At 44.0% G+C, this 24,515-nt stretch carries 17 protein-coding genes; 10 read left to right on the top strand and 7 right to left on the bottom strand.

What is annotated here, in order from left to right; genetic code table 11:
- Window positions 1–161: 161 nt before the first annotated feature.
- The 4 genes from C7B62_RS06225 (at window position 162) to C7B62_RS06210 (ending at window position 4,195) form a co-directional block, all read left to right on the top strand.
- Window positions 162–1,463: a chloride channel protein gene (locus tag C7B62_RS06225; RefSeq protein ID WP_106233748.1), complete on the top strand. Its 1,302-nt coding sequence runs from the start codon at window positions 162–164 to the stop codon at window positions 1,461–1,463.
- 473 nt (window positions 1,464–1,936) lie between these two features.
- Entirely contained in the window at window positions 1,937–2,425 is a 489-nt protein-coding gene (locus C7B62_RS06220) for an HPP family protein (protein ID WP_106233747.1), read from the top strand.
- 165 nt (window positions 2,426–2,590) lie between these two features.
- Entirely contained in the window at window positions 2,591–3,364 is a 774-nt protein-coding gene (locus C7B62_RS06215) for a cyclopropane-fatty-acyl-phospholipid synthase family protein (protein WP_106233746.1), read from the top strand.
- Window positions 3,365–3,415: 51 nt separating this feature from the next.
- A complete protein-coding gene (locus tag C7B62_RS06210; protein ID WP_106233745.1) occupies window positions 3,416–4,195 on the top strand; it encodes a globin domain-containing protein in 780 nt (259 codons plus the stop codon).
- A gap of 358 nt (window positions 4,196–4,553) precedes the next feature.
- On the opposite strand, the gene C7B62_RS06200 is transcribed toward C7B62_RS06210, so the two are convergent.
- The gene (locus C7B62_RS06200) at window positions 4,554–4,787 is read right to left on the bottom strand and encodes a transposase (protein WP_106233744.1); all 234 of its coding nucleotides are present in this window, start codon (window positions 4,785–4,787) and stop codon (window positions 4,554–4,556) included.
- A gap of 221 nt (window positions 4,788–5,008) precedes the next feature.
- Window positions 5,009–5,686 (bottom strand): hypothetical protein, encoded by a 678-nt coding sequence (locus tag C7B62_RS06195; RefSeq protein ID WP_146132052.1) that lies wholly within the window; start codon window positions 5,684–5,686, stop codon window positions 5,009–5,011.
- Window positions 5,687–5,690: 4 nt separating this feature from the next.
- Between C7B62_RS06195 and tnpA the strand changes: the two genes are divergently transcribed.
- Entirely contained in the window at window positions 5,691–6,170 is a 480-nt protein-coding gene (gene tnpA, locus C7B62_RS06190; RefSeq protein WP_199194086.1) for an IS200/IS605 family transposase, read from the top strand.
- 178 nt (window positions 6,171–6,348) lie between these two features.
- Here the strand turns inward: tnpA and C7B62_RS06185 are convergent, their stop codons facing one another.
- The 5 genes from C7B62_RS06185 to C7B62_RS06165 form a co-directional block, all read right to left on the bottom strand.
- A complete protein-coding gene (locus C7B62_RS06185) occupies window positions 6,349–9,678 on the bottom strand; it encodes a ScyD/ScyE family protein (RefSeq protein WP_106233742.1) in 3,330 nt (1,109 codons plus the stop codon).
- Between the two features lie 255 nt (window positions 9,679–9,933).
- Complete coding sequence (scyC, locus tag C7B62_RS06180) at window positions 9,934–10,905, bottom strand: scytonemin biosynthesis cyclase/decarboxylase ScyC (protein ID WP_106233741.1); 972 nt, start codon at window positions 10,903–10,905, stop codon at window positions 9,934–9,936.
- Window positions 10,906–10,920: 15 nt separating this feature from the next.
- Window positions 10,921–11,976: a tryptophan dehydrogenase ScyB gene (gene scyB, locus C7B62_RS06175; protein ID WP_106233772.1), complete on the bottom strand. Its 1,056-nt coding sequence runs from the start codon at window positions 11,974–11,976 to the stop codon at window positions 10,921–10,923.
- Window positions 11,977–12,541: 565 nt separating this feature from the next.
- On the bottom strand, window positions 12,542–14,347 hold the full coding sequence (locus C7B62_RS06170) for a thiamine pyrophosphate-dependent enzyme (RefSeq protein ID WP_106233740.1): 1,806 nt from the start codon (window positions 14,345–14,347) through the stop codon (window positions 12,542–12,544).
- 184 nt (window positions 14,348–14,531) lie between these two features.
- Window positions 14,532–17,744, bottom strand: coding sequence for a hypothetical protein (locus C7B62_RS06165; protein ID WP_106233739.1), 3,213 nt, complete (start codon window positions 17,742–17,744; stop codon window positions 14,532–14,534).
- A 640-nt stretch (window positions 17,745–18,384) separates the two neighbouring features.
- Here C7B62_RS06165 and C7B62_RS06160 point away from each other — a divergent pair.
- The 5 genes from C7B62_RS06160 to C7B62_RS26465 all read left to right on the top strand — a co-directional run bounded on the left by C7B62_RS06160 (window position 18,385) and on the right by C7B62_RS26465 (window position 24,476).
- Window positions 18,385–20,589, top strand: a complete 2,205-nt coding sequence (locus tag C7B62_RS06160) for an anthranilate synthase (RefSeq protein ID WP_106233738.1) — start codon at window positions 18,385–18,387, stop codon at window positions 20,587–20,589.
- Window positions 20,590–20,652: 63 nt separating this feature from the next.
- Entirely contained in the window at window positions 20,653–21,570 is a 918-nt protein-coding gene (trpC, locus tag C7B62_RS06155) for an indole-3-glycerol phosphate synthase TrpC (protein ID WP_106233771.1), read from the top strand.
- Window positions 21,571–21,712: 142 nt separating this feature from the next.
- Window positions 21,713–22,555, top strand: coding sequence for a tryptophan synthase subunit alpha (gene trpA, locus C7B62_RS06150; protein WP_106233737.1), 843 nt, complete (start codon window positions 21,713–21,715; stop codon window positions 22,553–22,555).
- Window positions 22,556–22,570: 15 nt separating this feature from the next.
- Window positions 22,571–23,815: a tryptophan synthase subunit beta gene (gene trpB, locus C7B62_RS06145; RefSeq protein WP_106233736.1), complete on the top strand. Its 1,245-nt coding sequence runs from the start codon at window positions 22,571–22,573 to the stop codon at window positions 23,813–23,815.
- Window positions 23,816–24,020: 205 nt separating this feature from the next.
- Window positions 24,021–24,476, top strand: coding sequence for a hypothetical protein (locus C7B62_RS26465; protein ID WP_233219830.1), 456 nt, complete (start codon window positions 24,021–24,023; stop codon window positions 24,474–24,476).
- Window positions 24,477–24,515: the final 39 nt, after the last annotated feature.

Raw genomic sequence — 24,515 nt, 5'->3', positions numbered from 1 at the left:
AAAATGTTGCTTTGCTTAATTTAGCCTATAAGCAAACGCTAAGTAAGTTATTAAATATTTCTGTATCTCTGGATACTTTATGCGCTTTTATCATGATATGTTGATAACAACAAATAAATGCCTGTATCGAGATCATTTTAACGGCGTTGCTGAATTAAAGTATGATTCAAAAGAAATACGATCGCAATCACCTAACTTACTCACGGCTAATTTTTTGTGCGGTAGTCATTGGGATTTCAGGTGGGATGGTCGCCACTATCTACTACTTCGTACTGGAAGCTATGATGCACGGTATGTGGGATAGGTTACCAGAAATGGTTGAAGCATTATTTCCTAGCTGGCTTCCTACCAGTAACTATGTCTGGATTGCCACTACAGTTGGTGGTTTTTTTGTCGGTTTGACTCTTTACTTTTTTGGTCTTCCTGGGGAAATGACTCACGTTGTCGATAAGATTCATAGTCCAGGCAGAATCGATATTCGTAAAAGCCCTGCGATGGTTATTGCTTCTCTAATTGCCATTACTTCTGGAGGCAGTGCCGGTCCTGAAGCACCCTTGGTTCAAGTCAATGGTAGTTTAGGAAGTTGGCTGGGAGATAAATTAAAACTAACCAATTCTTCAGTCCGAATTTTAACTTTTTGCGGTATGAGTGCTGCTTTAGGAGCTTTTTTTGGCGCACCAATTGGTGGCGCGCTGTTTGCCCTTGAAATTCCTCACCGTCGGGGTTTGGAGTATTTTGAAGCGATCGCACCAACGATTATTGCTGCTATTTTTTCTTTTGCTGTATTTCGACTCAACACCGGTATGACTATTGGTGCCGTTTATCATTTTGACGAAATTCCACCCCTTTACCCCCTAAAAAATTTATTTGAAGGTTTGATTTTAGGCACTATCGGTGCTGGGTTAGCAGTGATGTTTATTGTCATCTTTCGCCTGATTGGCAAACTCCTCGAACCTTTAGAACACCGTCGAATTCTGTTAGCAACTTTAGGTGGTTTGTCAATCGGTCTGATTGCTTTTGCTTTTCCGCAAACCCTATTTTTTAGCGAGGCACAAATTCACACGGTAATTAAAACTGGAGCTTCTCTAAGTGTGGGTTTATTAGTAGCGATTGTTATAGCCAAAATGTTTGCCATTAGTTTCACCCTTCACTCTGGCTTTTTGGGTGGCTTTATTTTCCCTTTGTTTTTTATCGGTGCTAACGCTGGTTATGCCGTCTCTTTAGCAGCACCTCAAGTTCATCCCACAGTAGCGATGGTTTGTCTGATGGCGGCAGTAAACGTAGCAGTGACTAAAACTCCAGTCAGTACCAGTATTATTCTCAGCGTGCTTTCGGGTACGGCAATGCTTCCCGTTATTGCTATTTCTAGTTTTGTCAGTTTTATTTTAACCAGCCAAATCTCAATCATTAAAACTCAGCGTAGTCGAGATTTTGGAGAACTTAATTCAACATTGATGGATTGAAGTATGATTCAAAAGAAATGCGCTCTTTTTTTAAAAAAATTATTTATATTATACCTCGATTCAGCAACGCCATTTTAACCAATGGTCGCAGGTGCTTGATTGTTCTTATAATTAATACTTTTTTTAACAAACTTCTATCGAACTCAGAAATTGAAACTTCAAAATACTGTTTTAATAAGTCATTATGCTGGATATTTTTGCCTAAAGAAGCCATTCGGGATCTATAAGCAAACGTTAAGCAAGTCATTTGAAATATCTGTATCTTTGACCGCTTTATGCGTTTTTGTCATGATATATTGATAATAACGAATAATTGCCTGTATCGAGATTATCTTAACCCACGATTGCGGATGCGTAGTCGCCTTAACAATTAATTAAATAATGCTGTTTAAAAATAATCCTGTAAAAAAAAATCTTATCGAAAAAAGACTAATCGGGGTCTTCTAAGACGTTGGAAGCGTAAATTTTATGTTTTGCAACAGAGCCGAAGACATCAACCAAAATTTTCCTGGCAACATATTTTGCTTTCTTATGTTGGTAGTTTTATCGGCATCGCAGTTTTAGCTTATCTTTCAGTTTATAGTTCTTATCCTTTAATTGCTGCACCTTTTGGAGCAACTGCGGTATTAGTCTTTGCTGTTCCTGATAGTCCTTTAGCTCAACCACGCAATGTTATTGGGGGGAATACAATAGGTGCATTGACTTGCGTAATTTTAATATATTTATTTGGTACAGCACCTTGGGTCATGGCTCTGGCGGTAGCTACTACCATTAAATTAATGCAATTAACTATGACAGTTCATCCACCATCGGGAGCAGTCGCATTAATTGGAGTTTTGAGTAATGCAGATTGGCACTTTATTTTTACTCCAGCCTTGGGGGGGTCCATTATTATCGTTTTAGTTACTGTAATTTTTAATAATTTAGTTGAGGGTAGACCTTATCCCAAACATTGGCTGTAAACTTTTATTTAAAAAAGTTTTGCCTACTTTTTTACTTTTTTAAAGAATTACCGTAACCTGCGATTGATGGTTTTAAATAAAAATCTATCCTCAAATATGAGCTACCTCAAAGACGGGACTGAAATTTAATGTCAGAGTAAGAGTATCGAGTTTGGATCTTCTCTCATGACAACTACTCTTAATTTTGCCACTGCACCTGGTCATCAAGTCTTGGCAGCAGCAGGAAAAAAAATTCTGCGCCCTGGAGGAAAAGCAGCCACAGAACAACTATTTACTTGGGCTAATTTTCAACCAGGAGAAACGGTATTAGAATTAGCAGCAAGCTTTGGTAAAAGTGCGATCGCTATAGCCCAAAGATTTAACGTCTCTGTAGTAGGAATTGAAAAGAATCCAGATAGCGTAGCTAAAGCGAAGGAAAATATTAAAGCTGCGGGATTATCAGACCGAGTAACAATTATTGAAGGGGATATCTTTCAGTTAGATAAAATTACAGACAAGTTTGATTATGTTTTAGCTGAAGCAATTCTCACCATGCAGTCGGATGCAGCAAAAGCCAAAATTTTATCGGGAATTAAAGACTGCTTGAAACCAGGGGGGAAGTTTCTTTCTCATGAAATGCTTGTCCGTGACAATAAAACAGAAGTGCGTCAAAGCTTATCTAGGTCTATTCGTGTCAACGCTAATCCTTTAACTGTCTCGGAATGGTCAACAGCCTGTAAAGATGCTGGTTTAACTATACAGCAACAGCAAACAGGAAAGATGGGATTACTCGATCTAAGTCAGATGATAAGGGATGAAGGTTTATTAGGAACAGTCAAAATTATCTCGAATGTTTTAACTAAACCTAATCTGCGTCACAGAGTATTACAAATGCGCCGTAGTTTTCAACAACAGGGAAAAAACATCGGTTATATCGTTTTTACGTCGTCAATTACCTAGGGGCGAATAACCATTCGCCTTTACAAACAAATAAACAACAAGGAGAAAATTATGATAGTCGCAACACCCAATAATTCTTTTAACGCTACATTACAGGATTTAATTGAATATCCCGCCAATGGTATTAATAGTAAAGTTTTATTCAAGGATAACAATAGCCAATACAGCTTATTCTGTTTGGCAGCAGGTACGAACATCGACGAACATAGTTCTACTCGTAACGCGATCGTAACTGTAATTGAAGGTTCGGGAAATCTCAATTTAGAAGGAAAAGATATTGCTTTAGCCCCAGGAGTATTTGTGTTCATAGCAGCAAACGCGCCTCATGCGGTACAAGCGAAAGAAAATCTGGCATTTACCCTAGCTTTTTCCGAACATCTTCCAGCGAAGAAGGGAGTTAGCCAGAAAACTATAGATATCGTTAAATCTACCGCCCCCGTAATTAAACAACATGGTAAAACCATTACTACTCGGATGTACGAAATTATGTTTGACACCCATCCAGAAGTAAAAGCACAGTTCGATATGGCTGCACAGGCTAACGGTACTCAACCTGCCAAACTTGCTACTGCTGTTTATAGTTACGCTACCCATATCGACGATTTAGAAACCTTACAAGCAATGGTAGATAAGATCGCCCATCGTCACGTGCAAACTCATGTTTTACCAGAGCAGTATCCAATAGTGGGAGAATGTTTGTTACAGGCAATTAAAGATGTGTTGGAAGATGCAGCAACCGAAGAAGTGATGACAGCTTGGGCTGAAGCCTATCAAGCTTTAGCTGGGGTGTTTATTAATCGAGAACAACAAATATATCAAAATGCTCCGTAATCTTAATCTTTGTCCTAGCGGGGCGACCATAGTAGCTAGAAAGCAGACAGGATCAGTACCATGGCTTTCTGACCTCGTTGATAAAATGGGCGTTTATTAGGAGATAAATTCATTAATTGAGTTATTTTTTCCGAAAGAGTAAAGTAAAAATTGAGCCAACTATAACCATATAAACCAATATAAAAGTTATTATAGCTTTTCTCAAATTGGTGAGATACAGTAACAAGAGTGGGTAAACCAATTACGAATATCTTTGAGGGAAACCTGACTATAAGCTTGGAAAATTGCTAAATCTAAATCTTGGTAATTTCTAGCACCAATAAAACGCAAAATATTTTTGATTTTTGACCAACAATTTTCATGCTTGATTAAAATCAGGTGAATAAGGGGGCAAATAGATTAATTTAGCTCCAGCAGCTATAATAGCTTGTTCAATCTCTTTTCCTGTGTGAATACTGCAATTATCCCAAACGACGGTTGCACCTTTGCATAGATTGGGAATAAGTTTTTGGATGACAAAAGCTTCAAAAGTTAGTCCATCGGTTGAACCTAACAGATTTATTGATGCAATAACTCCCTTGAGCGCGAGCATATAGTCTAATCCAAGCTAAGTTGACTCCTGCTTCATCTAAAAAAACTAAATCTTCAACTGGAATACCCCGTATCTTGTCCCAGAACTCAACAAGACATAAAATCTTGATGATTTTTGCTTTGTAATATAATTTTACAATTATATTTTACTCCGTCGGCTATTAGCGATCGCCTGCTAGAAAATGATTTTTCGATCTACTGAACTATAGATGCGATGGGGACTCAAACGGCTATAACTGCTGTAGCTAAAGTATTGATTCCAACATCAATTGCACATACTGTTTCGCCCTTGATTGCTATAGGTTTGATCTTAAAGGGTACTGCTAAATGACATTTGGTTTTAGATATCACTAAATAGGGAGACAGTCTTTTACCAGTTAAATGTCTGCGTCTTTTTGAAGCTATTTCTATAGTTGACCAAATCCAGTCGCTACCATTCCAAACCTTAATCTTGACTGTTGAATAATCAGAGTCAAACCTGATTAAATTACCTCCATATAAAGCTGGGTAACAGTTGGCAGTGGGATTAAAAACTGGTGGTTTAACATCCTTTCTTTTTCTGATCCCTGATTGCCAGGTTCTATATCTAGTCAAATACGAACTAACTTGACCCCAAGCAAATTCAATAGCAGCACGTCTTAGATAAGATGGAAACTTCCAAAACCTTTTCACAAAGTACTTGTGTTTTGGTGCTGAATTTTTCTTTGTTTGGTGAATCAATTTTTCAATCGCAACGCACTTACTATTAACGTTTTGAAGCTTAACCCAATGACCTAAAATCACATAAGAGAGAGCCTTACAAAACGCACGATACTCATTAACCGTTGCTTGAAGACAAAATTTGTCTTCACTACTGGGGTTGAGATTCCAGTTGTCAGTGCGTACAATTGATTTAACCATAATCATGATCATACTAGTGTCGCAATTATATAGCAAGCTAAAAACTAAGAACCACAGTGCATACAGACTTTATTATCATTTGATATTGTCAACCAAGTATCGCCATAAATGTATAACTGGTGAAATGCTTGAAAGGTTAGAAGAAGTATTTAAAGACTTGTTAATTAAATGGAACAGTTCTTTGATCGAGTTTGGAGGAGAAGCTGATCACATACACTGTCTTTTTGAGTCAGAGCCAACTGTTCAATTAGCATCCCTAATTAAAAATCTTAAGTCCGTTTCTTCTCGCAGAATTAGACAAGAATATCGTGAACACCTTAAACCGTATTATTGGAAACCCTACTTTGGGAACCGAGCATATTGCGTTATTTCTGTAGGCGGTAGAGCCAACACAGAAACACTTCTTAAGTACATAGAAAATCAGGATGAACCCGCGAGGTTAAAGCCGACGCTAACTAGCGATTCACCTACGCTAGAATCGTAGGATGCGCGTCGGAAAAATGCTCAGTTGATTTTAATAAATTCATTCTAACTGCTTTTTTCTTCTGATTTAGATGCGTTCACCCTGATACAGATGCGGGGCTTCTTTGACGTTCAGCTAAAACTACATTATGCCTTAGCTGCGATCGCTTTTCGTAAACCTGAAGCTTGGAAAGAATCAATTAAACAATTGAGAAATCTAAATTTATATTCCCAAGCATTTCCCCACCGAGATTATCTTGGGAATATAGCTCAAAAGCAATAGTCTGTTCTCCATGCATATCAATTCCTCCTTTAGAATACTCTTCATTGTCGTTACCGAATAGAGCGTAAGGCTCCAAATTTTCTGTTTTGGCAACTTGACCATCATTTAAATTTAGAAACACGCTCTCCACCTGTTCAAAATAAACACTGTCTTCTGGAACTGAGGCAGCAATTGTCAGATTTTTACCAGCAACTTCACTCGCCTGAATTTGTGTACCATTTTTCAGAGGCGCGATTAAGGTGTCTGTGTCCGCATCATAAAGCCCAACGGTTATTCCTGTTTCTTCAAATGTCGATCCGCTAATATCGTCGCCTAAATTAAGCAGTTCGTCCCGTGCCGTCTCGGCGACAATCGAGTGACCGAGTGCAGTTGGATGGAAGTAGGGGTCGAGGAATAATGTCGAGTGCTGTACTGCTGGATCTTCTCCCACAATTTCAGGATTGTAGGCTATGGGTTCACCGGTTACTGGTGTCTTGCTACTCAACACCGGCTCTTCCACGTTGACGAAGCCGTATGATCCAGGCTCGGCAGCGATATCATTAAACAGAGCATTGGTATCTAGAATTTCGATGTTCGCGCCCGATTCTACCTCGTAATTATCTAGTGCAGCCGTCAACGCCTGGTTGTAGCTTTCTACTACTGGCTCGAAGAAACCAGGCTCGACACCAAGAAGGTCTAAAAACTCCTGCTCACCGAAGATTGGAGCTAGCTCAACTGGCGGGACAAGTCCGACCAAAAAGTTCTTGGCACCTAATTCTTGCAGGCTGGCAATGCCGTCAACAGTAGCCTGGATTGACTGCTGGGCTGCCTGCTCTGGTGTAACGCCTTCCTCTGGGGGCAAGGTTAGATCGTTGCCTCCAAAATTGACGGCCACTAAGTCGTCTTCGGTGAACGTGCCATAGGTTTGCTTGAAGGTATCGATTTGACCAGCGAAGCTGTTTAACTCGGTTGCCTCGCCAAACGGATCGGTAGGGTTCTCTAATTCACGAGCAGTAGCGTCAAGATAGCTGAAATTAGTGTCCTGCTCGCCGTCGTTCTCAACGCCGAGAATACTCGCCAGGTATGTAGTCCAGTTCGAGCCGTCTGTGAAGCTGCCGTCAGGCGAGTACGGAGCCTCATCGTAAGGAGGGTTAGCGCCCGTACTTTCGGCTACAGCATTCTTGCCAAACTCACCACCATTTTCAGTCAGGCGATCGCCGAACACGAACAGGTCGTCAACCGTGTAGCCATCTTCTCCGTCTGGCAGTACGGGCTCTTCTCCCTGCGCTGGTGAATACACACCGAAAAACGGATCGAAGTAGTCAGCAAACGGATTACCCTCAGTGATAACAGGCGCAGTCGGATCGATTGGACCAGGAGTAAGTACACTTTGTTCGACACCAGGCACCAAACCAGGATTGAGTGGATCGAATTCGTTTGCGTCTACACCCTCTGGAGGAGGCGTTGTCTGGTCAAGACCTGGTACCTCTGTTGGTAAGTCGTCCGCCGTTGTAGCTACGAGGACTTCAGTATCATCAGGTAGATCGATACCCTCGCTTGTGTCGGCTTCTGGTACTGGTAAACCGTCCGCTGAAACTTGTTGCTCTAATGTCGGATCGCCTAAAGTCGATAGAGGCGCTGTGATTTGCCCCTCGCCCAAAGTACTACCGATCGCAGCATCCTCACCGCGTAAAGAGGGTTCGCCGTTGTCACTAGCAGATTCTTCTAAGGCAATGTCCTGCTGGGGAGGAGAACTAGGCGCTTCACCATTGCTTCCTTCAGGTATTTCACTATCTGTACCGCTCTCAGTTGAAGCCACAGCCCCGTTCGCTAGCGCTTGCTGCCTGCCTGGCGTATCGGGCAGATCGTTCTCGCCTTTAAATGTACGCTCGGAGATCTCGACGCTGTAGTCAGCACTTGGGTCGCCACCCGCCTCTTGAACCAAGGCGTATTGTACTGGAGTCAGTACTGGCGGAGTCTTTTGCAGCACGGTGACGCTTTCAACTTCTTGACCGTCTGGGCTGATACCGTACATTACATTGCGTGCTGCATCGACGGTATAAAGATTGCCGTCGGGACCGACCTCAATATCGTTTAAATTGCTCTGGGTGTTGAACAGCGTGGTTGCGCCATCAGGACCATTCTCACCTGCGTACTGCACCGAATCAAATGTCGGAGTCCAGGTTGCCTGCGAAGGATCTTCACCGAACAAACCGTCAAGCTTCAGTACGCCACGCAAACCTTCACCGAACTCGCCTAACGCATCAGCGCTTTCATCCGATAGCCCCCCACCAGAGGAAATCCACACCGTACCATCGTCGCCGATCGCCATGCCATTGGAACCAATGGAAACAATGCGATCCTCGCCCGTGTTTGGGTTGTATTCAATAGTAGAAGGTAAACCCTCGTAAATTCGCTCTTGACTGCCATTTTCAAGGTCAATTCGGCTAATCGCGGCAGTATAGCCAGCACGCTGGCTAACCAAACCAGGAATAAATTCAATGCTTAGCGCGTCGTCAACGTTTGGGTCGTCTGCTGGTGTTCCTTTCCCTACCTCAAGAACGTAAAGGTTGCCGTCGGGGCCGATGTCCATGCCACGCGGGTTATTAAGGTTTTCGGCAACGACTTCGTGCGACCATTCACCAGTCTCAGGGTTTTGTTCGTATGCAAGCACCTGCCCCTTGTCGATGTCGCCGTTGTTAATTGCGGTATAAATCTTGCCTTCATGGGCGAACACATAATTGCCGAAGCGCAGCTCCTCACCTGATATCTGCTGGCGTGCGCCATCTGGATCAACCCTAATCAAGCGGCTCGCTGGCAACTCTTCAACTGGGAGCGACGGGTCGTATACGGTGCTGGCGTTTACGTATTCAAGGACATAAAGCGCCCCGTCCTCGTCAAACGTTAGACCATTAATTTGCTCAAAGCCGCTGGCATAGGTCTGGCTAACACCGCCTGGAGTCTCCCCATCATAGCTAGCATCACCCTCTGGATTGTCGATCCGCACTACGCTAGCGTAGCCTTCAGGGTAGGGCAACGCGCTCAACTCAGAGGCATAGAGCGCGCCGTCAGGACCGACCGTAACGGCAGTCGGGACAGCCTCGTTCTGGCGGTTAAAAAAGCCCGCGTTGCCTTCAGAATATTGTGCTGGGAGGCTAGATGTTACGTCCTCGTTACCAGGGGCTGCATTTACTGGGGGAGTCTGTTCGTTCAAAGTTTCATCCATTTCATTTATTGGGGGAGTTTGTTCGTTCAAAGTTTCATTCATTTCACGGTTAACGAAAAGCCTTGATGTCGCATTTGGATATAAGGGATAATCGCTAATAATGTTTTATGTTTTATTTATTTATTGATTCAATTCGGCTTTAGAAAACCTAAGTAAATCATTTGCTGAAGTTGCATTGCTTACGTAGTAAAAAATAGTGTGAATAGATAAAGTTCGCAGTCATCTTGACTGAAAGCCATAGTATTGGCAATCTCCGTCTGGATGCTCGTTTCGCAATCTCACGAGTTTAAACCAGCTTTAGACAAAGGCTGCGATCGCATCGGAATCAGCAGGTTTGTAGCTCATGCCTTGGGCAAAAGTTTCTGTATTGCCTGCTTTTGCTTCCAGCAATCGCTTGATGTTCATGCTTTCAGCACCGTAGTCCTGAATTTGCAGCTTTCCACGACGGAGGGACTGATGAAGCGGCCAAAAGGTAATCCGATGTTGGATAAATCCTTTGGCATTTGGGTCGCCAAAGGCGTATGAACAAGGAATAATTACTGTTGGGCAACGCTGGGTAAAATCGTCGTCTGGGTAGTAAAAGTTTTGTTCGATTAGGTAGTAACTATTAAAGTCATAAGTCCGCAGGCTAACTTCTACCTTCTGGTTGTACTCGTCGAGAAAGCTCCCTGAATCTGGGGCAATCTCGCCATCGGCACGGAGAAAATGCGCCCAGTCTTCCATATTGCGCAGATCTTGCAGGTATTCAAAACCCAGCTCGATTGGAGCATCGACATAAATAGTGTCAGTATCAATGCGATAACCTCCTCGAGCAGCTTCGGTCATTCCAGCGTTGCGCTCCAAAATCGCTTTTAAAGAGCGACATTCAGAAGTGTGGACGGTTTCAATCCCCTGCATGATCATTGGCGATCGCCGCTTGGGATCGACAAAGCTGAGCCAGTGGAAATAAACTCCTGATTCTGTTGTTCCTGGCTCGATGTATTCTGGGGCAAAAAGAAAAACAGGATAAACCTGAAAGTATTTTTTATACTCCAACCCGCAGTGCCATTCGATACCCCGAAAAAACGGATTTTCTATTCGTTTAACGTGGTAGTAAAGATTATCGTGATAGCCAGATGCAGTGCCTAACCAAGTATCTTCATCAATCTTCTCGATCATGCGACTATAGAGAGTCCAATGATCGAGATTCTCTAAGCTACAGAGATAGTCAAAAGCCGTTTCGGGAGAAGTGGCAATATATGCAGATGTGGCAAAGGTATTTTCTTCCATTAATTCATCCTTTCGTTAGTGTTCCCTTGTCGCTTTTAGCAATCTGGCTTGTTTAATCCGCTCTTCGGCTAATTTTTGAGCCGCTTCAAAGTTGGTTATGTCCTGTTGCTCGGCAATGTTAAATATTTCTAGCAAGGTGTCATAGATGCCGTTTAACTGTTTAAAAGCTTTATCTTCCTCGTAGCCAACCATTTCGTTGTAAACGTTAATTAAGCCTCCAGCATTAATAACGTAGTCGGGACAGTAAAAAATTCCTTTCGATCTAAGAAGTCTACTGTGTAGCTGTTCGTTTTCTAGCTGATTGTTAGCAGCTCCAGCAACAATCGAGGCTTTGAGCAAAGGAATAGTTGAGTCGTTTAAAGTTGCTCCTAAAGCACAGGGAGAAAAAACATCAACATCGAGAGTATAAATCTCGTTGGGGTCTACAACTGTGGCTCCGTAAAGATGCTTGATCTCTGCTGTTCTGGCTGGATTAATATCGGTGACAAAAAGAGTAGCTCCCCTTTCGTAGAGGAGCTTACACAGATTGCTGCCAACATTTCCTAGTCCTTGAACGGCGATTTTAAGCTCGTCAAGTCTTTTCCGAGAGCTAAATTCTACTGCTGCTTTTATCCCCAGCAAGATTCCCTGTGCTGTTATAGAAGCAGGCCCTCCAGATTTCTCTGATACGCCAACAACATACTTAGTTTCCTGACGAATTTCCCGCACGTCGCGGGGAGAAAGATTTACATCCTGTCCAGTGATAAAACGCCCGTTCAAGCTGTTAACAAAGCGTCCATAGGCTCTTAGAAGCTCGCTAGTTTTGATTCGCGGATCGGCAATAATTACGGCTTTACCACCGCCAACGGGAATATTGGCACAGGCTGCCTTGTAGGTCATGCCACGACTGAGGCGCAAAACATCTCGCAGAGCATCAGCTTCATTAGTGTATGGCCATAAACGAGTTGCTCCCATTGCTGAACCCAGGCTAGCATCATGGATTGCAATTATTGCCTTCAAGTTTTGTTCTGGATTATGACAAAAAAGAACCTGTTCGTGACCCATTTGCGTAATAGTTTCAAAAAGCTCCACGCGATTCTCCTTGTACATAAATTGATAAATCTTTATAAGTAAAAAGATTTAGGCGTTCGGCAATTTGATTGAGAAAAAACAAGTTTACTTTTCCTATATTTATCATCAATAAACTTTCCTCCCTGCACTCTTATTTAAGAGCTTATAGAATGTAATCAGCCATGCCAATTAACTATCTTTTGATAAAGTAATTTTTTTATTTGGAAGACTGAACTATTTAGTTGAATTTACGCAAATGGGTAAATAAGCTAATGTAATACAACAGTATTTTTATTAAACTTTAGTATTGATGAGCATTGATTCTACTAAACTCTATTTTTTTACTGAGAAATAATAGGAACAACTAAAAAAAATTCAGTGCAAACAAAAAAAGATCTACTCAGCTAAAAATTATCGATCGCTATTATCTCTAACAACTTTAGGTTTTTACTCAGGCGATCGCACCGAATTCGCAACGTCGCCCAACAAAAAGCAAAGCTCTAAATACAAGCATCAGTAGAAGGGCATTGTGGAAATTGACGCAATTTCTCATGTTCCAGTTTAAAAGTACTGGTTTTGTTAGAGTTTAAACTAGCGGAAACGAAACTTGCGTTCCTTTGGCTGGCTCAGTAGAAGATTTAACCCCCTGAGCGCTAAGGCTTTTATTACGTCCTTTGGATGGTGCAAAGCGAGTAGGATCGATAGTGACATCTACAACCACTGGACCTGTTGCTGCCATAGCTCTTTCTAAGGCTGACTCAAGATTCACTTCAGCCTCTACACGGATACCTTCTGCACCCATGCCACGAGCAATCAGGCTAAAATCCGTGTCTGGCAGTTTGGCATCTGCCCCTTTCATCCCTAGAAGAGTCATGCCCTGATTGCACATGTTATAGTAAGCATCGTTGAGAACAATCCAAACCGTAGGAAGCTGATATTTAACAGCAGTACTAACTTCACTATTCATTAGCATCGAGCCATCACCGACGACTGCCACGGCTTTACCGTTACGTCCTCTAGCAGCACCAACAACGCCAGTAACGTTATGTCCCATCGAGCCAACTCCAGTACTAACTCGGTAGCGATTGGCTTGGGGAAACCTGAGCATATTAGTTGTCCAGGTAAAAGAATTCCCCGACTCAGACAGAACGACTGCATCACTACCGTCAACTACAATTCGCTGAATCGCCTGCATCAAGATTTCTGGTCTTACTAAGTTGCTCTCGGCTGGAGCGATCGCATTTAGTTCTGGATTTGGTAAAGTGATATTTTGCTCGGTTTGCTCTGGGAAGTGTTTGAGCAGTGCCTTTACAAAGATATCAGCATCCGCAATAATTGGTAAAGTATCTGCAAAGGGAAAAGCGACACCTGGAACTTTCGGATCGACATCGACGTGGATAAATCCTTTAGCGGGAACCATATCTTTACTCCAGAAGGAAGTCGGTTCACCAAGGCGGGTTCCCAGTACCAGAATACGTTGGGGAGAAAACTCCTGCATATAGTTCATCACCGATTCATGCCCGCCTACCCCTGTTACACCTACGTATTGGGGATGCTTTTCGGGAAAAATGCCCTTGCCACGAGGAGAACACATAACGGCAGATCCAGTTCTTTCAGCGAGTTTGAGGATCGCTGCGGATGCTCTGCGTGCGCCAAAACCAGCCCAAATAGCAAAAGATCCTTCGCAGAGTAACTGTGCTATTGTCTCTATTGTTTCTTGGCTGGGAACGCTCAGCGCAGGAGCGAGGTTAACTTCAGGAATATGAGTTTCAATAGGGATAGACTGAACGCCAGTTGGAATACTAAGATGAGCCACAAAACCGCCTGGCTGTGCCAAACCAAGTGCTAATCTGCGGGCGATTTGAGGAAGCTGCTGTGGGGATTCTAAAACTGTTGCATAGTTAAATAAAGCACCAGAGGTAAAAATTCCACTTTGGGGAATTGTCTGGTCGCTTGTTTCTTGAATTGCCCAGCGTCCGCGCTGGGTCGCTGAGGTACAGGCGGAGAGGTAAATGACCTTCGCTCCCTCGTCTCGCGCTGCCCACAGTCCAGTGATAGCGTTAGTAATGCCAGGACCTGCGGTAGTAAAGACGACAATCGGGCGATCGCTAGCAAAGTGAGCTTCAGCAGCAGCAAAGGCAGCTCCTCCTTCATGGCGACAGTGTAGTACGTCAATTAATATGCTGTTAGACAGCGCGCCCCACAGCGTTGCCATTGCGCCACCAGAAACGCCAAACGCTTCTCTAACTCCCAAGTTTTCTAGGACTTTGACGATCGCCTGAGCAACACAAAGCTGGGGAATCTCTTTGAATTTCTGAGTTGGGGATGCGATCGCCTTATTATTACCGTCTCTATCGGCGGTCTTCTTAGCTTTAGATGAGGATAGTTGCATTGAATTATCAGTTTTTGCTTCTTATTTAATTACCAAGGACAGTAATGCGTCGAGCGAGCCATAGAGAGAAAATGCTGAAAATTTTGAGTTATGGGAAGGTATATCACTAGGGTCGCATTGCACATATGACAGTACGACCCTAATTTGTTTGAGCGATCAAATTTGAGTTGGCTAATGAATTACCTTAAATAACCGAGTCGCTTGAATCGCCTATAATTTCAGAAAGGTCAAATTCAAAGCCACCAGCAACTTGCAGCACGTTATCTTCTCCAAGAACAGGAGCATCTACGCCAAATAAATCAGAATAGCCTTCAAGATCGAAGATTTCAGATCCGCCACTGCTATTAAATTCTTGCACGTCATCAATATTGAAAGCAGAACCAAAGTAGTCTTGAATATACTCAGGAAAAGCTATATTAAGATCGCCAACCTTTATACCTTCCTCGTTAAGGATAGGAGTATTGATCGAAAGATCGGATTCGCCATCTTCGTTGAAAGGGTTAATTGTAGCTCCGTTGGGAAGCTCTATTTGGTTATTTTCGGGATTGAAAACAGGAGCTTCGTCAACCGAAGGATTTATGTTTTCTTCGCTCATAAGAGGTTCTCCAGAATCCATATCGTCAGATAATAGTGTTTCACCTTCTAGTTCGGGAATACCGCGATCGTTTGTGGCAGAGTCTTGGTAAAGACTATCAGAATTGGCAAAATCGAAATCCCAGTTATATTCAAATTCTGTAGGACTTTCTTCAAAAGAACCACTATCTTCAGCAGGCACTTCTTCGCTGCCAGTTAGTTCACTAGAAACAGCAAGTTCTTCATCAGAAAGACCTTCGGGAACTTCGCCTTCAAGGAAAGTATTCCCAGCAGGAACATCAGAAGAATCGGGCAAATCTGCTGTCGGATCGAATTCAGAAGAATTGCCTCCATCTTCAAAATTGACACCAGAAATATCTAGATTAGTGAGAGATGTGTCATCTTCGCTAGCAGCGTCATCCTTACTAACGAACCATTCGCCATTTTCGTCTCTAACTACATACCCGCTAGCGTCGTCACCGATAGCGAATGCACCTTCATCAGGAAGTCCAGAAGAAGAACCACCGAAGGGGTTTCCTCCACCAGCACCTTCAGCTCCTCCAGCTTGGCCAAAAGAAACATTAGGTTCGTCTCCTTCCATAACAGGATTGCCCTCTTCTAGCGGGTTAAAGTTAGCAAAGGGATTACTACCACCAGCACCCCCAGCATCCATCGTGGGGGGTTCAGTGTTGCCTTCAACTGGTGCAGCGGCATCACCAGCTCCACCAGCACCCCCAGCGAAGGGGTTTTCGCCACCGCCGACATTGCCGAAGATATCTTCCACACCATCGATGCCAGGAATATCTAGCAGCACGCCAAAGGGACTTTGTCTAATTAATTCATTAAGATCGCCTTCATCACTTCCATCGAAAGTGCTGAAATCGTAATCGGGGTTTGTATTGCTATTAGGAGCGCCGCCACCAGCTGCCATCATAGGAGATTCTTCGCCTTCAACCGATGTACCTGTATCCGAGGGATTTCCTCCACCAGCACCCATCATGGAAGATTCACCTTCACTAGCTCCATTTTGTTCAAAATTGCTGAAGTCGTATTCGTAATTGGGATTTGTATTGCTGCTGTTGGGAGCGCCACCACCAGCACCGCCACTGAAGGGATTACTACCACCAGCACCCATCATGGGAGATTCCCCAGCTTCAGCACCACCAGCACCGCCACCAAAGGGATTACTACCACCAGCACCCATCATGGGGGATTCCCCAGCTTCAGCACCACCAGCACCGCCACTGAAGGGATTTCCTCCACCAGCACCCATCATGGAAGATTCACCTTCACTAGCTCCATTTTGTTCAAAATTGCTGAAGTCGTATTCGTAATTGGGATTTGTATTGCTGCTGTTGGGAGCGCCGCCGCTAGCACCGCCACTGAAGGGATTTCCTCCTCCAGCACCCATCATGGGAGTTTCCCCAGCTTCAGCACCACCAGCACCGCCACCAAAGGGATTACTACCACCAGCACCCATCATGGGGGATTCCCCAGCTTCAGCACCTGATGGACTTGTACCAGTTTCAGTTAAACTTCCGTAAACCTGAGTGGTAACATCCTGACCTGCTGATTCACTTGCTGCTACTTCGCCATTCTCAGATACTCCAGCTATCCCGCTGAAGTCGAAAGTATAGCTAGGATCACTAGCAGACTCATCGCTAACTAAGGTCATGTTTCCCTCTCCATCTTCTATAAAGTAGCGATCGGCGTTACCAACAATATTCAAGTCGCTTTCGTCTAATTCAAAGCCATTGCCGTTAATACTATTACCGTCGCCAGTGACGCGATTACTATTGCCAGAGATATTGTTATCGTCACCGCTCGGACGATTGCCGTTGCCATTAACTTCGTTGTTATCTCCTGTGTTCCGATTACCATTGCCGTTGGTAACAACATTGCCGTCACCAAAGTTCCAGTTACCGTTCCCAGAAGTGTCGTTATTACTGCCGAAATTCCAGTTACCGTTACCGTTAACAGTGTTTTGATTGCCAGTCGGGTTTTCTGCCGTATCTGGTATCTCACCTTCGCCAACGGTCGTTGGCGTAGTACTACCGCCAGCAAAGACGGGGTTATTGCCGCCAATTGCATCTACTGGAATACCGCCCTCTTCGCTAACGTCTAGTGGATTGTCACCCGTGAGAGGATTATTCTCTCCTTCAAAAGGAGTACCGCTTTCTTCGTTTAGGTTCCAGTTGCCGTTTCCGTTAGTCTGATTGCCGTCACCAAAATTCCAGTTGCCGTTACCTTCAGCCTGATTGTCATTTCCATAAAACCAGTTACCGTTTCCATCAGCCTGATTATTGCTGCCAGAATTTCCTTCAGAATCGCCTACAAAGTTGTTGCCATTACCGTTGTCGGTATTACCAGCACCTGTATCGATACTACTGAAGTCGGCGTTCATCATTGAACCCCCTCCACCGAAGGGAACTTCTGCTCCACCCTCGGCAGTTTCATCAACAACGTTATCGCTGTCGGGAAGGGGGCTTCTTTCTATATTAGGGTTGAAGGAACTAAAGGGATTATTGCTGTTGTCTTGAGGAGCGCCACCGCTTTCACTAGATTGTGTGTCATCAGAGACAGGAAAACCCCCGGCAGAAGTAGCCTCTCCATCAGTACTGGAGGGTACTTCAGAAGAAGTGCCACCATTCCCGCCGAAATCATACTCATAACCTTCATCCGGGGCTAAAGGGTCGCCAAAACCACCTGCTCCAACGCCTGTAAGGGTATTATTCCCATCCTCAAAAGGATTTTCCTCATTCTCTATTTCAGCACTCGGAACCGATGTTGGTTCGATTGTCGATTCGTTTAGTGTCTCTTCCATAAGTTTGAATTAAATACCTGTAAAATTTGAAGACGCTCATATGACTTCGTGTCAATGGCGATCGCACTGCAAGTGACTAGAAGCACTTTTTATTTAAAAGCTCATCAACCCTGACTTTTTGTAAGTCAAGAATTTTCATAACAATGTCGATTTTGCTTCTCTAATAGCTTAAGGAAGAACGCGTGAAGAAAACAATTAACAATCTTTTGATTGAGATTTATATTGTTTTAATTATTTCTATACAGCGCAAGTAATATTGAATAGCAAAAACAAGTGCCACTAAACGTATACGCATTTAGCTGATGTCAGTTTATCTAAGAACAATGAATATTTGAAAATCATTTTTTTTCTAGCCAAAAGTAGGTTTTTAATAGGAAATTGATTGAAATTTAAAGGCTTAAAAGTATCTAAAAGATGCAGAAAATAAAAAGCAAACAAATTGTTAACCCAACCTAAAGATCGTTCATTGAAGTGAAACTCATCTAATTGCTAAATTTTGATATATCTGCACTTATCTTACTTTTCATTTGTAGTTATTGTCCGAAATGGATTTATCAAATCTACTTTAGTGTTTCAGCTTTGTAAAAGAGCAATTGTCTTTAGTCTTCGTTTCTAGATCTTCATCGCAACATTGATCTCTATGATTTTAAATCCCTATTGTTACACGACCCATGGAGGCGTTCACGTTTCTCGCTCTGCCTTTAAAATGCTAATAGGCGGTGCTATAGAATCGGTTCTGTCTTGTCTAGATTCTCAACGGGGAGGTTTGTTAGCTAGTAGCTATGAATATCCTGGACGATACAAACGGTGGGCAATTGGATTTGTCAATCCGCCCCTAGAGCTGGTAACTCGCGATCGCAACTTTACGGTAAAAGCTCTTAACGAACGCGGCAGAGTTCTTTTATCCTATCTAGGTGAGCGACTTTGCCTCCATCCGCAGCTTGAGAAGGTTTCAATAGAAGACGACCATATTGTTGGTTGCATCCAGCAGACAACCGAGTTTTTTACCGAAGAGGAACGGAGTAAGCAACCTTCTGCGTTCAGCGTTGTCCGCGAAATTTCGCAAGCCTTTTACAGCAATGAAGATGAAAACCTGGGACTCTATGGAGCTTTTGGCTACGATTTAGTCTTCCAATTCGATTCAATTGCTCAAAATTGCCATCGCCCTGCCGACCAGCGCGATTTAGTGCTTTATCTACCTGACGAGCTATTTGTTGTAGATTACTATCTTCAGCAAGCTTATCAATATCAGTACGATTTTGAAACTAAGCACGGTAGTACTAAAGGGATAGCTCGTACTGGCGAGACGATTGACTATCGGGGAGCGCGATTAACCCCCGAACGGGAATCGGATCACGCACCTGGCAATTATGCCGAGAAAGTGAAAGAGGCTTTAGAATACTTCCGTCGCGGTGATTTGTTTGAAGTTGTTCCGAGTCAGAACTTCTATAGGTCTTGTGTAGCCTCGCCTACAGATTTATTCCGTATTCTACAGCAAATCAATCCTAGTCCCTATGGTTTCTTGCTTAACTTGGGGGGTGAATATCTAATTGGTGCTTCTCCAGAAATGTTTGTACGAGTAGACGGTAAATATGTAGAAACCTGCCCAATTAGCGGTACAATTGCTCGCGGTATCGATGCGATCGGCGATGCGGATCGAATTCGTCAGCTACTCAACTCTCATAAAGACGCAGCAGAACTAACAATGTGTACTGATGTAGACCGCAACGACAAGTCGCGGGTCTGCAAGCCAGGATCGGTACAGGTAATTGGTCGCCGTCAGATAGAAATGTACAGCCATCTTATTCATACCGTCGATCACGTTGAAGGAATCTTACGTCCTGAATTTGATGCTTTAGATGCTTTCCTCACCCATACCTGGGCTGTCACGGTTACAGGTGCGCCGAAGCGTTCTGCTATGCAGTTTATTGAGGAGCGCGAACATAGCCCTCGGCGTTGGTACGGTGGGGCTGTAGGCTATTTAGCTTTTAACGGTGACATGAATACAGGTCTGACGTTGCGGACTATACGGCTCGAAGATTCAATTGCTGAAGTGCGGGTAGGTGCAACTGTTTTATATGATTCAGACCCCGCTGCTGAAGAACATGAAACTCTTGTTAAAGCAGCTGCTCTTTTTCAGACTCTTAAGGATGCCGAGCAAACCAGTAAGACCGAGAAAATAGCAGAGTCTATTACGACCGTTGACGAATCTTCTCAATCCCTAATTCAAAAGCGAGTGCTGCTGATCGACTACGAAGATTCTTTCGTACACACTTTAGCTAACTATTTGCGTCAAGCTGGGGCGATTGTTACTACCCTACGTCACGGTTTTCCCGCATCAGTGTTCGATCGCGAAGCTCCCGATCTTGTCGTTCTTTCCCCTGGTCCTGGCAGACCGAGTGATTTTGGTATTCCCGAAACTGTTCTTGCCTGTATCCAGCGCAAACTACCAATTTTCGGCGTTTGTTTGGGACTGCAAAGCATTGTTGAAGCGTTTGGAGGCGAGCTAGGTATTCTGGATTATCCCCAGCACGGCAAGACATCTCGCATTGACATTGTTGAAGATTCGGCACTTTTTGAGAGCATTCCAAAGTCTTTCGAGGTCGGTCGATATCATTCTCTGTTTGCTAAAAAAGACCGTTTGCCCGAAGAACTGAAAGTAACAGCACTGTCAGAAGATGGGGTAATTATGGCAATCGAACACAAAACTCAGGCGATCGCTGCTGTTCAGTTTCATCCAGAGTCGATTATGACCCTAGGGAATGGCGTTGGCTTGTCGATTATTAAAAACGTAATTCAAAATTACGCTAAATCTTTACCAGTAGAGGCAACGGTGTCTATCTAGCTAATTTGTTTGTTTTTGACAGTAGCTCGATCGATAAAAACTCATAAAAACGGTTTTAAAACTATGCAGATTCGTCGTCGCTCGCCTCACCAAGCGAAAAAAGATTACCCAATTGTGGCTCCTAATACCGAACCGCGCCACATCTTGGAAAAAATTGTTTGGCACAAAGAGCGAGAAGTCGCTCAAATGCGGGTTGAACTCTCTTTTTCTGAGTTAAAAAATCTGATTCGGACAGTGTCGCCAGCAAAAGACTTTTTATTAGCTTTACAGCAAAGCTCTAGCTACCCAAGCTTGATTGCGGAGGTGAAAAAAGCATCGCCAAGTAAGGGAGTTATTCGAGCAGACTTCGATCCTGTTAGTATTGCTAGAGCTTACGAAAGAGCAGGTGCTACCTGTTTGTCGGTACTAACCGATCGCGCTTTTTTTCAGGGCAGTTTCGACAATTTGCTCTTAATTCGCAGCAGTGTATCTTTACCCCTACTGTGTAAAGAGTTTATTATCGAGCCTTACCAAATTTACTTTGCCAGAGCAGCACAAGCCGATGCAGTACTACTTATCGTCGCTATTCTAAGCGATCGCGATCTCCAGGACTTTCTGGATTTGATTCACCGTCTGGGCATGACGGCATTAGTGGAGGTTCATACAAACGCCGAACTCGAACGCGCTCTGTCTCTATCAAATCTACGCCTACTTGGAATCAATAACCGCAACTTGGAAGATTTTACTGTCGATCTTGAAACTACCGAACAATTAATTCAGCAGCAACGAGAGCAGATAGAGAGTAAAAAAATAACGGTAGTCAGCGAGTCAGGTTTGTTCGAGCGAACTGATTTGGAACGGGTGGCTCAAGCGGGTGCGCGGGCAGTTTTGATTGGAGAGTCTCTGGTCAAGCAGCCAGATATAGAACATGCCGTCAGCAAAATTCTGAACGAAGAAAAGATGACAGTACCGCAGTACGTTAATCAGTTAAAACCAGCATAGTTATCTGCCCGTAAGTAATGAGTAATAACTGTCCTAATACAACTAATTTTAATGAGTTGAACCCGAAAAAATCTTGGAAAATGTCGAAATTAACAATTGACCTTACACAACCCAAAAGTATTTTATCCAAACAGAATTTAGTATGACTTCAATTTCTCAATGTTTTCAAACTTTGCGATCGCGCCAGCAGTGTGCTTTCATTCCCTTTATCACCGCTGGAGACCCAGACCTAGAAACAACAGCAGAAGCACTACGAATACTAGACCGCAACGGCGCAGATATGATCGAGTTAGGGGTTCCCTACTCAGACCCCCTAGCCGACGGACCCGTGATTCAAGCAGCAGCGACCCGCGCTTTAGCAAAGGGGGTTAATCTAAAGCAGGTATTAGAAATGATTGAATCGGTTAGTCCTGACCTTCAAGCACCAATAATTCTCTTTACTTACTACAACCCAATCCTGAACCTGGGCATCAAGCCATTTTTGAAACAAATTTCTCAGGTAGGAGTGCGGGGATTGATCGTTCCCGATCTTCCTGTTGATGAGTCTACAGAACTCCTCGAAACTGCTGCCAGCATCGGCGTTGAAGTTATTTTATTGGTAGCTCCCACCTCTTCTAAGGAACGGATCGAAATGATCGCCCAAAAGTCTCAGGGATTTATCTATCTCGTCAGCGTTACGGGCGTTACTGGAGTGCGATCGCAAGTTCAAGGAAGGGTTAAAAACTTGCTAGAGCAGATGCACCAAATGACTGATAAACCCATTGGCGTTGGATTTGGTATTTCTGACAGCCAACAGGCTCGTCAAATTACAGACTGGGGAGCCGATGGGGTCATCGTCGGTAGTGCTTTTGTTAAACGGTTGGCTCAGGGTACGCCCAGCAATGGATTGCAGGCGATTGAGTCCCTCTGTCGAGAGCTGAAAGAGGGAATCGCTCCGCTGGAAGAAAAAAGAGAAAAAACAATTACACAAATTTCTTACACATAAACTAGAGGATAAAAAATGGTCAGTACACCAGATATTCAAACTTCAACAAGCAAATCTCGTCCCGACTCAATGGGTCGATATGGCAAGTTCGGCGGTAAGTACGTGCCAGAAACACTAATGCCTGCTCTTGCCGAGCTAGAAACTGCTTTTAAACAGTACCGCAACGAACCAAGCTTCCAAGCAGAATTGCAAGATCTACTGCGAGATTACGTCGGTCGCCCTAGTCCTCTTTACTTTGCCGAGCGACTCACCACTCACTACGCTAGACCAGACGGTAGCGGAGCGCAAATTTATTTCAAGCGTGAAGACCTAAATCATACGGGGGCGCACAAAATTAACAACGCTATAGCCCAGGTACTTCTGGCAAAGCGGATGGGCAAACAGCGCATTATTGCCGAAACAGGAGCAGGACAGCATGGAGTAGCCACCGCCACCGCTTGCGCTCGATTTGGGTTAGAGTGCGTCGTCTACATGGGTATTCACGATATGGAGCGTCAGTCACTCAACGTGTTCCGCATGAAATTGATGGGGGCGACCGTTGCTCCTGTAGAAGCAGGCACGGGAACGCTCAAAGACGCTACTAGTGAAGCAATCCGCGACTGGGTAACAAACGTAGAGAACACTCACTACATTCTCGGCTCTGTTGCAGGGCCTCATCCTTATCCCCAGTTAGTGCGAGATTTTCACGCCATCATCGGCAGGGAAACCCGCGCTCAGGCAGAGGAAAAATGGTCAGGACTGCCAGATATTCTTCTAGCCTGCATCGGTGGGGGTTCAAATGCGATCGGACTTTTCCACGAGTTTATCAACGAATCCGCAGTGCGTCTGATTGGCGTTGAGGCTGCTGGGGAAGGTATTGAAACTGAAAAGCACGCTGCTACCCTAACTAAAGGACGAGTTGGCGTTTTGCATGGTGCCATGAGCTACCTACTTCAAAGCGATGAGGGTCAGGTGATTGAAGCACACTCAATCAGTGCTGGACTAGACTATCCTGGCGTTGGACCAGAGCATAGCTATTTAAAAGATAGCGGACGTGCTGAGTACTATAGCGTTACCGATAAGCAAGCTTTAGAAGCTTTTGAGCGCGTGTCTAAATTAGAGGGAATTATTCCCGCTCTAGAAACGGCTCATGCCTTTGCTTATTTGGAGACTCTTTGCCCGCAACTAGAAGGAAGCCCGCGAATTGTGATTAACTGTTCGGGACGTGGTGATAAAGACGTGCAGACTGTTGCTAAATTTTGGGAGCGAACTAAAGGATAGCAATTAAAAATTAGGGGCGAACGCCCTAAAGGATTCCCTAAAGGATTCCCTAAAGGGCGACACGTAGTTAGTCCTAAAGGATAAGCTTCGCAAATGCTTTAGCATACACCTTCGGATAAGCTCCGCGTCGCCCTTTACCCCTACTGCAATCCAAAACCCATCGATCGCACGCAAATTAATTGGAATAACTTACAAATGCTCACCTATGGTAGAAACTCCCGTTGCTCAAAAGCCAGTATCAATGTCTGACTCCTCCCAATGGTCGAGTTTGCTGCAACAATTGTTATCTGGACGATCGCTTTCGGTTGACCAAGGAGCCGATCTTATGCAGGGCTGGCTGACAGAATCGATTCCCCCAGTCCTATCAGGGGCGATTTTAACAGCGTTTCAGGCAAAAGGCGTGTCGGCTCAAGAATTGATAGGCATGACCCAGGTTTTACGCTCACAATCAGTACGTCTGGAACACTCTTTAACGAATACTGCTCAATTAGCTCCGTTAATTGATACCTGTGGTACGGGAGGAGATGGAGCATCCACCTTTAATATTTCTACGGCGGTTGCTTTTGTCGCTGCTGCTGCTGGGCTAAAGGTGGCTAAACACGGTAATCGCTCTGCGTCGAGTAAAACTGGTTCGGCAGATGTCCTAGAAGCTTTGGCGTGAACTTAAAAGCCGAACCAGAAAGAGTTCAAAGAGCAGTAA

It is taken from the genome of Pleurocapsa sp. CCALA 161, assembly GCF_003003995.1.
Classification (GTDB): Bacteria; Cyanobacteriota; Cyanobacteriia; order Cyanobacteriales; family Xenococcaceae; genus Waterburya.
The sequence above is the reverse complement of the archived record's forward strand: the minus strand, read 5'-3'. Positions and strand labels throughout refer to the sequence as shown.